The 14,026-nt window shown below is 33.0% G+C and carries 13 protein-coding genes and 1 other RNA gene; 8 read left to right on the forward strand and 6 right to left on the reverse strand.

Annotated features, from left to right (window positions below):
* The 4 genes from CW751_RS03850 to CW751_RS03865 form a co-directional block, all read right to left on the reverse strand.
* Positions 1-1,614, reverse strand: a complete 1,614-nt coding sequence (locus CW751_RS03850) for a CTP synthase (RefSeq protein ID WP_101333685.1) — start codon at positions 1,612-1,614, stop codon at positions 1-3.
* 246 nt (positions 1,615-1,860) lie between these two features.
* Positions 1,861-1,953, reverse strand: an RNA gene (gene ffs / locus CW751_RS03855) — signal recognition particle sRNA small type.
* A gap of 56 nt (positions 1,954-2,009) precedes the next feature.
* Positions 2,010-3,239: a 4-hydroxy-3-methylbut-2-enyl diphosphate reductase gene (locus CW751_RS03860; protein ID WP_101333686.1), complete on the reverse strand. Its 1,230-nt coding sequence runs from the start codon at positions 3,237-3,239 to the stop codon at positions 2,010-2,012.
* Between the two features lie 302 nt (positions 3,240-3,541).
* Positions 3,542-4,639 carry a hypothetical protein gene (locus CW751_RS03865; protein ID WP_101333687.1) on the reverse strand — a complete coding sequence of 366 codons (1,098 nt, stop codon included), beginning with the start codon at positions 4,637-4,639 and terminating at the stop codon, positions 3,542-3,544.
* Between the two features lie 163 nt (positions 4,640-4,802).
* Here CW751_RS03865 and CW751_RS03870 point away from each other — a divergent pair, with 163 nt between their 5' ends.
* The 3 genes from CW751_RS03870 to CW751_RS03880 all read left to right on the forward strand — a co-directional run bounded on the left by CW751_RS03870 (position 4,803) and on the right by CW751_RS03880 (position 6,868).
* On the forward strand, positions 4,803-5,228 hold the full coding sequence (locus CW751_RS03870; protein ID WP_101333688.1) for a hypothetical protein: 426 nt from the start codon (positions 4,803-4,805) through the stop codon (positions 5,226-5,228).
* A gap of 131 nt (positions 5,229-5,359) precedes the next feature.
* Positions 5,360-5,557 carry a hypothetical protein gene (locus CW751_RS03875; protein WP_101333689.1) on the forward strand — a complete coding sequence of 66 codons (198 nt, stop codon included), beginning with the start codon at positions 5,360-5,362 and terminating at the stop codon, positions 5,555-5,557.
* An 828-nt stretch (positions 5,558-6,385) separates the two neighbouring features.
* Positions 6,386-6,868 (forward strand): helix-turn-helix domain-containing protein, encoded by a 483-nt coding sequence (locus CW751_RS03880; protein ID WP_101333690.1) that lies wholly within the window; start codon positions 6,386-6,388, stop codon positions 6,866-6,868.
* A 42-nt stretch (positions 6,869-6,910) separates the two neighbouring features.
* On the opposite strand, the gene mnmA is transcribed toward CW751_RS03880, so the two are convergent.
* Positions 6,911-8,089 (reverse strand): tRNA 2-thiouridine(34) synthase MnmA, encoded by a 1,179-nt coding sequence (gene mnmA / locus CW751_RS03885; RefSeq protein ID WP_101333691.1) that lies wholly within the window; start codon positions 8,087-8,089, stop codon positions 6,911-6,913.
* Positions 8,090-8,299: 210 nt separating this feature from the next.
* Between mnmA and CW751_RS03890 the strand changes: the two genes are divergently transcribed.
* On the forward strand, positions 8,300-9,025 hold the full coding sequence (locus CW751_RS03890; protein ID WP_101333692.1) for a hypothetical protein: 726 nt from the start codon (positions 8,300-8,302) through the stop codon (positions 9,023-9,025).
* 28 nt (positions 9,026-9,053) lie between these two features.
* Here CW751_RS03890 and CW751_RS03895 read toward each other — a convergent pair whose 3' ends face one another.
* Entirely contained in the window at positions 9,054-9,443 is a 390-nt protein-coding gene (locus CW751_RS03895; RefSeq protein ID WP_101333693.1) for an RNA recognition motif domain-containing protein, read from the reverse strand.
* Between the two features lie 263 nt (positions 9,444-9,706).
* Here CW751_RS03895 and CW751_RS03900 point away from each other — a divergent pair, with 263 nt between their 5' ends.
* The 4 genes from CW751_RS03900 to CW751_RS03915 all read left to right on the forward strand — a co-directional run bounded on the left by CW751_RS03900 (position 9,707) and on the right by CW751_RS03915 (position 14,010).
* Positions 9,707-10,153: a MarR family winged helix-turn-helix transcriptional regulator gene (locus CW751_RS03900; RefSeq protein ID WP_101333694.1), complete on the forward strand. Its 447-nt coding sequence runs from the start codon at positions 9,707-9,709 to the stop codon at positions 10,151-10,153.
* A gap of 98 nt (positions 10,154-10,251) precedes the next feature.
* The gene (locus CW751_RS03905; RefSeq protein ID WP_101333695.1) at positions 10,252-10,548 is read left to right on the forward strand and encodes a hypothetical protein; all 297 of its coding nucleotides are present in this window, start codon (positions 10,252-10,254) and stop codon (positions 10,546-10,548) included.
* Between the two features lie 14 nt (positions 10,549-10,562).
* The gene (locus CW751_RS03910; RefSeq protein WP_133122117.1) at positions 10,563-12,668 is read left to right on the forward strand and encodes a TonB-dependent receptor domain-containing protein; all 2,106 of its coding nucleotides are present in this window, start codon (positions 10,563-10,565) and stop codon (positions 12,666-12,668) included.
* Positions 12,669-12,777: 109 nt separating this feature from the next.
* Positions 12,778-14,010 (forward strand): NAD(P)-dependent oxidoreductase, encoded by a 1,233-nt coding sequence (locus tag CW751_RS03915; protein WP_317045788.1) that lies wholly within the window; start codon positions 12,778-12,780, stop codon positions 14,008-14,010.
* Positions 14,011-14,026 lie beyond the last annotated feature (16 nt).

Here is a 14,026-nt window from a genome sequence, read left to right on the forward strand (position 1 = left end):
CTATTTATTCTTGTTTTCTATTATTGCTTTTACAAATCTTGTAAAAAGTGGGTGCGGATTATCAACTGTACTTTTATATTCAGGATGAAATTGAACTCCCACAAACCAAGGGTGGTCAATAACTTCAACAACCTCAACCAGTCCAGTGTCAGGATTGTATCCTGTTGCTTTCATTCCATTTTTTTCAAAATCATCTAAATAAGCATTATTGAATTCAAAACGATGACGATGGCGTTCTTTGATGACCTCGGTATTATAAGCCTCGTATATTTTTGTATTGGATTTTAATTCACATTTATATTGTCCTAACCTCATTGTACCGCCCAAATCTGAAACAGACTTTTGCTCTTCCATTAAACTAATTACAGGTCGCTTTGATTCAGGTGAAATTTCTGCTGTATGGGCATCATCCCATTCTAAAACATTGCGAGCAAACTCAATTACTGCACATTGCATTCCCAAACAAATTCCTAAAAAAGGAACTTTTTGTTCTCGCGCATAACGCACTGCATTTATTTTTCCGGTAATTCCTCGTGAACCAAAACCAGGTGCAACTAAAATTCCATCTAAATGAGATAAATGTTCTTTTGCATTTTCTGAGTTGATTTTCTCAGAGTGAATCCATTCTATATTTACTTTACATAAATTGGCTGTCCCTCCATGTATAAATGCTTCATTAATTGATTTGTAAGCGTCCTTAAGTTCAACATACTTTCCAACTAATCCAATGGTAACTTCTGTTGTTGGATTCTTAAGGTTATTAAGAAAATTGATCCATGAAGTTAAGTCAGGTTTTGATTTTCTGGAGAGTCCTATTTGTTTTAATACAATTTCGTCGAGTTCTTCCTTTTGCATTTTTAAGGGTACATCATAAATTGTATCTGCATCCATAGCTTCAATTACAGCTTCAGGAATAACGTTACAAAAACGTGCTATTTTCTTCCTTAAATCTAAGTCTAACTCATGTTCTGTTCGACAAACTAATACATCTGGCTGCACACCTAATTCTAACAACTGTTTTACTGCATGCTGTGTAGGTTTAGTTTTTAATTCTCCAGCGGCTTGTAAATAGGGTACAAGTGTTAAGTGAATAACCATGCAATCATCTGCAAATTCCCACCGCATTTGACGAAGTGCTTCTACATAAGGTAACGATTCAATATCTCCAACTGTTCCTCCAATCTCTGTAATGATAATATCGTAATCGCCATTTTTTCCTAAGCTTTGAATATTTTCTTTGATTTCGTTAGTGATATGAGGTATAACCTGAACGGTTTTCCCTAAATATACACCCTGCCGCTCTTTATTAATAACAGATTGATAAATTCTACCTGTAGTTACATTATTAGCTTGTGAAGTAGTTACATTTAAAAAACGCTCGTAATGACCTAGGTCTAAATCTGTTTCAGCACCATCATCGGTTACATAGCACTCTCCATGTTCATAAGGATTAAGCGTTCCCGGATCTATATTAATATATGGATCTAGTTTTTGAATGGTTGTTGAATAACCGCGTGCTTGTAATAATTTAGCCAAAGAAGCGGCTATGATTCCTTTTCCTAATGAGGAAGCAACCCCACCAGTTACAAAGATATATTTCGTTGAATTCGACATTTTAGTTTTGATTTGTAACTACGGGGGGCAAAGATACAACAATACTTAGGAGTAGAATCTTTTCTGAAATAAATTTTCTGGAAATTTTCAATTAAGATATAAGACTCGTCGAAAGAAATACTGAATGCATAGATTATTGAAATAAGTGATTTGAAAATTTAAGTTGTCATGAAAAAGATTAGGGCGATGTTTTCGTATACTGTGAGAATTAACGAAAAAACCCACTTTTAGGTAAAAAAAGTGGGGTAAGCTACTTGAATCGCACCGCTACAACCTCTTACCCTTGCTACGTTCCCGTCCTGGGGGATTCAGAGGGAGCTGGTCGTACAAGACTTACCCCAGCGCAAAAGTACGAATTAGATTTAATTTAACAAGCCCTATCTTAAAAAAAAAAATTATTTTTCAACTTCTAAACCTGCAATAACTTTATTAACATCTTTAGTATCATCGAAGTAGCTCAAAAGCTTGTGTAAAACACGATCTACAACAGCGTCCGGACAAGAAGCTCCAGAGGTGAGGACAATATCAACAGTGCTTTTCTTAGGCAGATAATTCTCGGATTCTTTGACTGTTTTTTCATGAATATCAAAATGCGAAACTGTGGTGTCGTTGAGTAAGTCATTTTCCGTATTAATAAAATAGGTAGGATATTGGTCTTCCAGCAATTCAACTAAATGTGTTGTATTCGAACTGTTGTAACCACCAACAACCACGGCTAAATCTGCGTTTGCTTTCATTAGTCCGTAAGTTGAATTCTGATTATCATTGGTTGCATAACATAAAGTATCACGTGTGTCTGCAAAATGAGATTTAATATTCTCTTCTCCGTATTTTTTTGTCATGGCTTTTTTAACGTAATCAGCTATTTCTTGTGTTTCCGTTGCCAACATTGTTGTTTGATTAACCACTCCAAGTTTTTGAAGGTCTTTCTTTACATCAAATCCTTCTGTATAGCGGTCTTTAAAATAAGTATAAAAAGAATCCTCTGGTTCATTACCCAAAACAATATCCATTAAAAATGCGGTATCCTCAATGTCCTTAACGATAACTGATGGAGCATTTGAAGCACTATGAGAAAACGTCGCACGGGTTTCTTCGTGTTTGTGTTTTCCGTGTATAATAATGCTGTGTTCTTTTTCTCCTAGTTTTTTAGATCTATTCCATACCTTTTCCACAAATGGACAAGTGGTATTATAAGATTGAATATCAACACCAATATTTTCTAATTTAGAAATGGTTTCGATAGGCGCTCCAAAAGCAGGTACAATAACGACGTCGCTGGGTTTTAATTTGCTAAAAGGTATTAATTCATTACCTTCTGTATCTTGTAAGAACTGAATACCATTATCTAATAAATCGGCATTTACATTTGGATTATGAATCATTTGACTCAATAGAAAAATGCGTTTTCCGCGGTTCTCTACAATAGCTTTGTAGGATATTTCAATTGCATTTTCAACACCATAACAAAACCCAAAATGTCGTGCGATGTAGAAACGAACAGGACCAAAGTCTAAAACGGTTGGAGAAAAATCTTTTTTTCTAGGGTCCAATACCTTTCGTATATTTTTTACTTTAGATATAATCGGGGAGCGGTAAAACTCAGGAATATCAAATTGCTTCATAATTTTCTAAACTCTATTAACGCATCAAAGATAGTGTATATTTAATGAAACACCATGTAAATATGCTTGTCATTACTTTGTTAAATATGAAGGTGTTTTTTTTAACTTAAATTGGGATGGATACTTGTGTTTATAGCAGCAGTTATTGTGAATAACAACTATTGAATTAAAAGTTAAGATGATATAGCATAAACAACTTGTAGTCAATCTATATGATTATTTTTGTTAAACTTATTGGTTAATATATATTATAGTGCAAAAACTGTACAATTATATTATCGGTGTCATTATTAAAAACAAGGTTAAATTGCTTGGGCGTTTCGAGTATTTTCGCATAATTCTTTTATGGGTCGAATTCCTACGCGTGTCAAGCCCCATTTATTAGGGTATTGTTTTAATAAATAAGCAATTTTAGTTTTGTTCTTTTTTACTGCGTCAGTTATAGCAGGGGGAGTTACTGGAGGATCCATCATTGCAGCGATATTTTTGCCATTCAACGCTTTACCGTTGCTTTTAACCTTTTCAGCAGCGCTTTCATAACGATCGAGCAATACAGATGTTTTTTGACGTGTATCGATAGATGGTTTTACGCTTACAGGTGTAATTGATTCCTGATTTAATTGAATATGTTCAGCGTTAACACGAATTTGCTGTTCAGAAAGATTAAGGTTATAAGCCAGGTAAATAGCATTATGCACTGTATTTTCAATCTCTATAATCGTCAAGCGCTCTTTGGCCAATTTATATATTACAGTTTCATCAAAAATAAATTCCTTGCCAAGTTCTTTTTCAAGTTTAGTTTTGAATTCCCCAACTATATTTCCAATAGCTGAACTATAAAGCAATTCAGTGGACCTGAGGTTTTCTTTTAATTCTTTGACTTTTTCTGCTTGCTGTTTATTAATGCGTTCAATTTGTTTAAGCAACTTCATTTCATCGTAAGCCCGTTTATATTCTGCTGATAAAATTGAAATTAAAACATGGCTTAAAATATGTTTTTCTTGTGCGTTAATTCCTTTGAATTCAGTGTTTAAACTTTTTAAAAATACATTAGGAGGGAATTCAATGACAAGTATGTCCTTTTTCTGGTCTACTGGAGAGGTGAAAAATAATTTAAGAACATTTAAACGATCTTCGTCTGCTAAGCTCAATTGATTCAAGTTCTGATTACTTGTAGAAAAAAGATCTGTTGTTGATGTCCATTCGCTGGTTACATTTGTTAATCTTAGTTGTTGTCCCTGAACTTTTAAGTAATCTCTTAACGGGTGAACATCATTTGAAGTGTATAATTCGCTATCGTACCCCATCCATAAAGCATTTGTTTCAGTAACACCAGGTAAATAGTGAGTGATTCGTTCCAACAAATAGGGAATGGGGTGATATGTTCCTGCGAGCCTCATTTTAACAAAAATAGAAAAACTTAACTTAATTCAATACTTAATCGTCAACTTAATTTACTAAATCAACTTAATTAAGTTTAATCCTACTACTTAATCTAAGTTTACTACTTAATAAACAAAAAGGTTACGTTAATCCTGATGATATTTGTAAAAAAGAAAAGATATGCAGATTACAATTTCACAAGAACAACACATTTTATTAAACGATTTAAAAAAAGAATTACTTAATATTAAGCAAAAATCAATCAGGTTAAGCTTTAAGCTATTATTCGAAATTAAATCCTTGCTCTGGCAATTTTTAATCAGTTATAAAGAGTATTCTTTAGCTAATATTAGGCAACGAGGATTAGCGGAGGTTTTAATGACAAGAGCATTGAGATTTTTCGGGTTAGAGGAGGAGCAGGATAAAACTAAAGCTAAGATTATACAACAGAAGTCTAATAAAAAGAACACTAAATTAAGTTTTCGTAAGCTTATAAGATTGATATTAACACCTTTATATTGGATAATTCTGGGATTGAAATTTATGTCAGGCGCACGAAAGTCTCAAAACAAAGTCCATAAATTTAAAAATGTATACAAAGAATAAACTACTGAAATATTGTTAGTTATAATTGCTTCAGTCAATAATAGGTTGAGGTAAAATTGAGAATTGTCAATTTAAATGTAACCATTTGAATCAATGGGCGTAAGTATGTTTTGAATATAATTTTTTTGAAGATGAAAAATAGATATGTAATCGCATTTAATCGTGGAATATTTAGAGACAAGCCTCTTCATAATAATAATGATGAGGAAATTTCTGAGGAAATGTACACGCCACAAGCATACGCCAAATTGATGGATGTTGTGCGTAAATTTCCGAAACATAAAATTAATCGTGATGATTTATTTACTTGTGGATTCATAAAAAATTAAATTGATCTTTTTATTCATTCTTCTCATTGTCTGAGATTACAATAACATTTGATCATTAGATAATGAATAATGCTTACACTGTATCAAGTATTTATTTCTGTGTGAATTGAATATAAATATGGATCACAAGACATTCAATAATCACGAGCCTATCTTCAGATGAACTTTTTTACTTAGTTGGTAATAATAGAAACTTCTAGCATGTGTCAATTTTTTCAATAGAAAACTTGTTCTACAGATCTAATCCAATACTTTATTCATGAAGATTTACCACGTACAGCAGAATTATTGGCGTTCATATCGATTCAACTATTAATCTTAATCCAGATTAATGTTGAATACACCCAAATTATATTTTTTTGTCAAACTAGATTTGGACTCATGGTTGGCCTTTCTTGACTATAGATTTACATTATCATTTAAGCAGGCAATTGTACATAGTATCTAATTCTAACAAAAAAACAACAGGATAAGATAGAGTAGTGGTATTTTTTTGAAAAAGGTTTTATTCTTATGTTTCTCATTACGTTATATGAATAAACTATATCTATGCTTGTTAGCCATACTGACTTTTATGAATAATAAAATATTAAGAAGTAAAAGACTTTATACACATGAGATATACTTATGTGGATTGTTGAATTTTATACTAATCTATATTTACGTTAAGCCGTTTACAATTGTTTATTTTTTCGAATTACTCCATTATCTAATCTTGTAATACATTTACATTTGTATAAATCTACACATCAAAATAGTATACATAAGTCAATTCAGATTAAAATTATTTAGTTACATTTGTATACGACAACATATAAAATAAAACTTATGTCTATTAACGAACGTTTACAAATGGTAATTAAAATGAATGACATGACCAATGCAGCATTTGCAGACAAGATAGGAGTGCAGCGATCAAGCATCTCCCATGTCCTCGCTGGTCGAAATAAACCAAGTGTTGACTTTATACAGAAAATACTGAAAAACTTTCCAAAGGTTGATCCAGGATGGTTGATAACGGGAGAACGTGTAGGTAAAACAAGTCAAGAACAAAATGCTAACGTAGATAAAGACCTAGTAGAATCTTTTTCCTCTAGCGACAAAGATTTAGACGGGCAGATAGTTGGTGAGCCTAGCGAGCTTAAGTCACAAACATTCGAAGACAAGGTTTCTGATGAAGGACCTTTAATTTATGGAGGTAAAATCATTGGGAAAGCTTGTAAAAACAACAATTCAGATCAGGAAGATAGAAAAATAGATCAAATAATTGTTTTTTATAATGACGGAACATACGAAACGTTATCGAGTTAAATAAACGAATAGTGACGCCAGTCAAAGATGTCTAATTAGATATTAATTAATAACACCAGATCCTAAAAGTTCATCATTATCATTATAAAATGCACAAAACTGACCAGGAGTAATACCTCGCTGTAACTCATCGAATAGGACGTAGGTTTGTTTGTCTTTAACAAGTACTTTAGCGTCTTGTAAAGATTGTCGATACCTTATTCTGGCCTTTACCTTTATAGGTTTATTTGGAGCGAACTGATTGTTTAAGTTGGCATATTTAATCGATTCATTATCTATACTTAAGGCGATTTTATTCAAACCTAAATGAGAATCAAGCTGACCACTAAAGACTAAATTATTTTCAGTATCAATTTGTAAAACAAAAGAAGGATTAGGTCTTCCACCAATTTGAAGTCCTTTACGTTGTCCGACTGTATAAAAGTGAGCGCCTTGATGTTCTGCAACTGGGGTTCCATCTTCTTCTTTAAAATTAAATGGAGCGATCAATGTTTCGATGTTCTCAAAGTTACGAGGTGTTTCATGATACTTAATAAGAGATGGTAAATCATTTGGAATTTCGATCACTTTACCTTTTTGAACACTTAGCTTTTGTTGTAAAAAAGTTGGTAAACTCACTTTTCCAATAAAACAGAGTCCTTGCGAATCTTTTTTATCTGCAGTTATTAAACCTTGCTCTTTTGCTATTCTTCTGACTTCTTCCTTTTGAAGATTACCAACCGGGAAAAGGGCTTTTTCAAGCTGGTTTTGTTCCAGTTGACATAGGAAATATGATTGGTCTTTGTTTCGGTCCAAGCCAGCGAGAAGACTCACCGATCCATCCTCATTATCTTTTCTTCGACAGTAATGACCAGTTGCAACAAAATCAGCCCCAAGCGCCAAAGCGTGCTTTAAAAAAACATCAAATTTAATTTCTCGATTACACAAAACATCTGGATTAGGGGTGCGACCATTAGCGTATTCATCAAACATATACTCAACAATGCGGTCACGATATTCCTCACTCAGATCAATAACTTGAAAAGGAATTCCTAACTTGTCGGCCACGAGAAGGGCATCGTTTGAGTCATCAATCCAAGGGCACTCATCTGAAAGCGTTACAGACTCGTCATGCCAATTTTTCATGAATAAACCAATTACTTCATAACCTTCTTCTTTTAAAAGATAGGCAGCAACACTCGAATCAACACCTCCAGAAAGTCCTACAACAACTCTTTTCATATCCTACATTAATTAGCCGACAAATTTAGTTCTATTTTAGTGCTTATCAAAATAATAATCTATTTACAAATGTGTATTAACGGAAATCTTAAAAACATATATGAAGTTACATTTGTAAGTAGTGCTGGGTTTTGTATTTTTATTAAAGTCTTCTCTTAATTACAAATGTAAATAACGTTATTTACCTTTAAATTTTCTATATTTACCTTTATGTATAAATATCTATGTGTTTTTATTTTTTTGGGACTTAATTTTTTAGTTCAGTCACAGTGTGAACAAGTTTACATAAAAGGAAAGGTGATTGATTCTTTAAATCAGCCTGGTTTTTACAACCTTATGGTGATCAACTTAACAACACAACAAGGAGTTTTTGGTCAGGCAAGTGGTGGATTCGCCGTTTACGCACGACCAGGAGATAGAATTGCATTTTCTGTTAAAGGTTATCGCAAAAAATATATTGAAGTTCCTGAACAAAATGAAAAGGAGTGTCATTTTGATACATTGATTTATATCACTAAAGATGTGCAGGAATTCGAGGCTGTGACTGTATATCCTATAAAATCTTTAGAGCAAATAAAAGAAGAACGAGAATCTCTAAGTATGCGAGAAACAAGAACTGTTACGGGAGTAAATGTGTTTGACAGTCCGATAACTGCTCTTTATGAACGATTCAGTAAAAAAGCACAATCAAAAAGGTTAGTAGCTCAAATGGAATATAGAGATAATAAAAACATGATTGTAAAAGAATTGTTGCGGGCTTATGTTTCCTATGATGTTGTTTACCTAGAAGAAGAACAGTTTACTGCTTTTATTAACTTTTTAAATATTGATGAAAGCTTCTTAAAAACTGCTTCTGACTATGATTTAATTATGTATATTCAAGACAAGCTTGAACACTATAAATCACTTCACCCAGAATTGTTTAATTTGAAGTAATTGACAATCAAATTAAATCTTAAATCACCTATTCTTTATTTCTTTTTCTTCTTGGTCGCATGACTCTGCGTTCGCTAGTTTTAACTTCCTTAACCCTCTTAGGTTCCCTTGGAGCACGAGGGGCACTTGCTTTGCGACCTTCTTTAACTTTGTTCATGTTTTGCGGACGCTTGTCTTTAGGGGTTGCCAATTTAACGTCCAAAACTCTTCCATTAACCTCCATTCCGTTTAAGGCTCCAATTGCAGCATTTGCTTGAGAAAGATCTTCCATCTCTACATACCCATATCCTTTAGACTTTTTGGTTTTGTTGTCATATACAACATGTGAATAAGATACTTCTCCGAATTGTGAAAAGGTGGCTTTTAAGTCTTCTGAGGTAATGCCAAAATCTAGGTTGGCGATAAAAATATTTGTCATAGTTTAATTATGTCGTCTCCAATTAGTGCAAATTTAATGTATAGATTTGGAATCTCACAATTTTAGGTGAATTATGAGTGAAATTTTAACAACAATTAATTTTCATTAGAAATACCGGTAAAAAAACGTGTCAAATAGATTCCATTTGTTTGGTTAGATTCCATCTGTAAATTGTTTTTATTCAATTTAAACAATGGTTTTTTGAAAAGAAATAATGCTAAAACGAGTTTTTGTTACCAAGGTAATTATCTTTGTTGAAGATTATGAAAAAAATAGAGGAAATAGTTTCGCCAAACTTCAAGAATGAAATTCATAAGGCGGTTATCAATATTAGATATACCTCTAACTATATTGGACTTTTATACAATAACCAACTCAATAAATTTGATTTAACCTTAGCTCAATTTAATATTTTAAGAATATTGAGGGGCTCTGATGAGAAATTAAGTATTAAGACCATCAAAAATCGAATGCTCGAGGTTTCTCCCAACACCACGCGTTTAATAGATAAATTAATTGCTAAAAATTGTGTTGAGCGTATCCGATCAGAAAAAGATAGAAGGATTGTCTATATTTCAATTACAGAAGATGGATTGGCGATTTTAAAAGAGTTAGATAAACAATTTGAAGAAGCTTATTTTGACCAGAATCTCACCAAAGAAGAGGCGCAAACACTGAATTACTTACTTGATAAGTTCAGAAATGAATAAACTTTTTCGGTCATGATTTGTTTTGAAATGTTAGTATTCGGTTAATTTTATGGTTGTTCTTTTTGAATATCTATTTTTGTGCTTTAAACTTATATTGTATGCGATTTATCATTTTATTTATTGCTTTATTTTTTTCACTTTATACTCAGGCTCAAGGTCAGTTATCTTTAAAAATTGTGGATGAAAATAAAAGTGCAATTGAATATGCAAATTTTCGTTTGTTTTCTGTTGTGGACTCTTCTGTTGTTGCAGGTGAATATTCCAATAGTAAGGGTAAGGTAATAATAAGTGATATTCCATTCGGTAAGTATTACGGTAAGATAACCTTTTTTGATTTTAAAGATAAAATTGTAAACGAAATTGTTTTTTCATCTGATCAAAAAAAAACAACTTAGGAGAGATAGAGTTGGTGAAAATTAAAAGTCAAAATCTCGAAGAGGTAGTAATTAGAGGTGAGTCGAGTCTTATGGAAACAAGTATTGACAAAAGAACCTATAATGTTGAAGAGGACATGACTGCCGTGGGAGGTGGTTTAACGGAAGTATTAAATAATATTCCTTCGGTTGAGGTCGATAATGACGGTAACGTTTCATTGAGAGGAAGTGGAAGCGTGACCATCCTAATCGACGGTCGACAAAGTGCGTTATCCAGTGGAGATGGAGCTTTAGACGGTATTCCTGCTAGCGCGATTGAACGCATTGAGTTGGTTACAAATCCTTCTGCTAAGTATAATCCTGAAGGGACAGCTGGAATAATTAACATCGTACTTAAAAAGAAAAAATTAAGAGGAATTAATACAAATGTCCAGCTTTCTGCAGCAAGTGAAAACCTTTTTAGTGGATCTTTAGGATTTAATATTAGAAATGAGAAGTTTAATTTTTACGTTAATTATTCATATCGCCACAGAGAAGGTTTCAGGAATAACTTTAATGAAAGAACTTCTTTTTATGATAATACCACTGAATTTCTTAAACAAGGCCGATTAGGAACTGATTTTCGTGAATCACATACGGGTAAAGTAGGTAGTGACTTTTTTATTAGCGAGAATCAAGTTTTAGGAATTTCTGTTTCTGGTACAAATACCGATAGAATTAGAAGAGGAAAACAAGAAAATGAACGCTACATTGATGATAATTTAACACAAATGTGGGACAGAAAAGTATATGACCCAAGAAATAGGAAATCTATCGATATTAATGCAAATTACAAACTTGATTTTAACGATAAAAAAGGAAATATCATTATCGCTGCGACGCAATCCATAGGGGATGAGGATGCTATCGGTGAATTTGAGGAGTTTTATCTTAATCCTAATGGTACAACGCCGAGTAATCCGTATCGTTTTCAGAATCAAATTCGTTCTGATTTCAGAAGTAAGTTTACATTCTCTGCAGATTTAGAACGCAGCATAAATGATAAAATGAAATATGATGCTGGGCTGCAAGCTATCATTAATCGACAAAATGAATCGAACTTTTTAGAATATTACGACACGCTAACAGGTCAAGTAGTGCCAGATCCTAATGTAAATAATGAGTTGGTTTTCAATGAGAATATTCTCTCTGCTTATGGAATTTTTGGACATCAAGTGTCAGAAAAATTCAAGTATCAAGCGGGTGTTAGATTAGAACAAGCTTTAACAGAGCCAAAGCTGCTGACTACAAACGAATCATTTGAAAACAATTATTTTAGTTTTTTCCCATCACTTCATTTGACCTATGGTAATGATAAACAGGGATCTTTCTTTGGTAGTTATAGCCGAAGAATCAATCGCCCTTCTACTTGGTCATTAAATCCATTCCCTGTTTATAGCGACCCTCTAAATTTAAGAAAAGGAAATCCGGAAATTCAACCTGAATACATAAATTCTTATGAACTTGGGTATGAAAAAATATGGAAATCTGCAAGTATAACTGGTACTGTGTATTTTAAAGAGACTGTTAATCGTATTCAACGTATCCGTCAGTTTTTTGATGACGGGGTAAGTGTTACCACCTTTGCAAATGTAGATGAAAGTTATGATTACGGAGTTGAAGTTGTTTCAACATATTCACCATTTTCTTGGTGGAAAAATATGCTTGCATTAAATGCCTATGAAAGTCGACTTTCTGCAAATATTGATGGGACAAGATTAAGCAATAAGGGGGTAAGTTGGGACGTAAAATTAAACTCGACATTCTCCTTCTTTGATAACACAACAGCTATTCAAATAAATGCACAATATATTGCTCCTCGATATACCGTTCAAGGATATTACCAAAGAAACCCGGGTATTGATATTGGTTTTACACGTACTTTACTTGATAAGAAGATGGTTCTCGGTGTGCGTGTTTCAGATGTGTTTAATCAAAAAGGATTCTATTTTGAGATCAACGATGGCGATGTAATCCAAGAAACCGATTATAAATGGACAACAAGAAGACTTTATCTAACACTTTCATATAAATTTGGTAATTTAACAACAAAAAACAAAGAATTGAGAGAGAAAATTAAAGACGCAGAGATTCCTAATTAAAAAAGATACCTTTATGATACAAGCTTTTAATTTGAAGAAGTAATATATTTCGCGCCTTCTTTTTTTTACATATCGTTTTATTCTTATATTTTTGTAAAAAATCATTAGAATGGGTATAAAAATTGGTGTTTTAAGAGAGGGGAAAGTTCCTCCAGATCAAAGAGTTCCGTTGTCTCCTGAACAATGTGTTCGCGTAATGGAAGAATATCCAAACGTTGAACTTGTTGTTCAGAGTAGTAAAATACGTGCTTTTAAAGATCAAGAATACGCCAATTTAGGAATTAAAATCGTTGAAGACCTTACAGATTGCGATATCATTTTTGGTGTTAAAGAGGTTAATATAGAGGATTTAATCCCTAATAAACAGTTTTTCTTTTTCTCACATACGTTTAAAGAACAACCCTACAATCGCGATTTATTGCAAGCAATTTTAGATCGCAAAATACAATTAACAGATTACGAAGTTTTAACCGATAAATTTGATAAACGTATTATTGGTTTTGGACGTTATGCTGGAATAGTTGGATGTTATAATGGATTTTTAACCTATGGTTTAAAACACAATTTATATGAATTAAAACCAGCTCACCGTTGCAAGGATAGAAAAGAAATGGAGAGCGAACTTTCAAAGGTTCAACTTCCTAATGATACTAAAATTGTGTTGACAGGTTTTGGTAGAGTTGGACATGGAGCACTAGAAATCATCAATCAATTGCCTATTACTGAAGTGAGTCCGGAGGAGTTTTTAAACGATTCTTTTGATACGCCAGTTTTTACACATCTCACCACTTCAGATTATGTTGCCCGTGATGATGGAAAAGATATAGATATTCATGCCTTTTATGAGGATGGTTCAGGTCATCATTCAACTTTTCCCCGTTTTTTGAAAAAATGTGATTTATACATTGCTTGTCACTATTGGGAGCAAGGTTCTCCTTATTTATTTACGAGAGAGGATTTAAAGGATAAAGAGGTGAGAACTTCAGTTGTAGCTGATATTTCATGCGATATAGATGGTCCGGTGGCTTCAACAATACGTCCAAGCACGATTGCCAATCCAATTTATGGATACGACCCAATTCGTGAAGAAGAGGTTGATTTTAAACAAGAAAACGCTATTGCAGTAATGGCTGTTGATAATTTGCCTTGTGAACTGCCTTTAGATGCATCTATTGACTTTGGAAACGAGTTAATAAAACATGTTCTACCTGCATTATTTGGTGAAGACCCTGATAAGGTTATAGCTAGGGGTTCAGAAACAACAAAAGAAGGCGAACTATCTGAATATTTTGAATATCTTACAGATTATTTAGAGGGTAAAGAAGCCCTCGATTCAGTTTAGTCAATAATTGCTCATT

Source organism: Brumimicrobium salinarum, from assembly GCF_002844555.1.
GTDB lineage: Bacteria > Bacteroidota > Bacteroidia > Flavobacteriales_D > Crocinitomicaceae > Brumimicrobium > Brumimicrobium salinarum.

Coding starts and splice junctions, on each gene's coding strand:
- CW751_RS03850 (WP_101333685.1), bottom strand. CDS start 1,614: ATGTCGAATTCAACGAAATATATCTTTGTAACTGGTGGGGTTGCTTCC.
- CW751_RS03860 (WP_101333686.1), bottom strand. CDS start 3,239: ATGAAGCAATTTGATATTCCTGAGTTTTACCGCTCCCCGATTATATCT.
- CW751_RS03865 (WP_101333687.1), bottom strand. CDS start 4,639: ATGAGGCTCGCAGGAACATATCACCCCATTCCCTATTTGTTGGAACGA.
- CW751_RS03870 (WP_101333688.1), top strand. CDS start 4,803: ATGCAGATTACAATTTCACAAGAACAACACATTTTATTAAACGATTTA.
- CW751_RS03875 (WP_101333689.1), top strand. CDS start 5,360: ATGAAAAATAGATATGTAATCGCATTTAATCGTGGAATATTTAGAGAC.
- CW751_RS03880 (WP_101333690.1), top strand. CDS start 6,386: ATGTCTATTAACGAACGTTTACAAATGGTAATTAAAATGAATGACATG.
- mnmA (WP_101333691.1), bottom strand. CDS start 8,089: ATGAAAAGAGTTGTTGTAGGACTTTCTGGAGGTGTTGATTCGAGTGTT.
- CW751_RS03890 (WP_101333692.1), top strand. CDS start 8,300: ATGTATAAATATCTATGTGTTTTTATTTTTTTGGGACTTAATTTTTTA.
- CW751_RS03895 (WP_101333693.1), bottom strand. CDS start 9,443: ATGACAAATATTTTTATCGCCAACCTAGATTTTGGCATTACCTCAGAA.
- CW751_RS03900 (WP_101333694.1), top strand. CDS start 9,707: ATGAAAAAAATAGAGGAAATAGTTTCGCCAAACTTCAAGAATGAAATT.
- CW751_RS03905 (WP_101333695.1), top strand. CDS start 10,252: ATGCGATTTATCATTTTATTTATTGCTTTATTTTTTTCACTTTATACT.
- CW751_RS03915 (WP_317045788.1), top strand. CDS start 12,778: ATGGGTATAAAAATTGGTGTTTTAAGAGAGGGGAAAGTTCCTCCAGAT.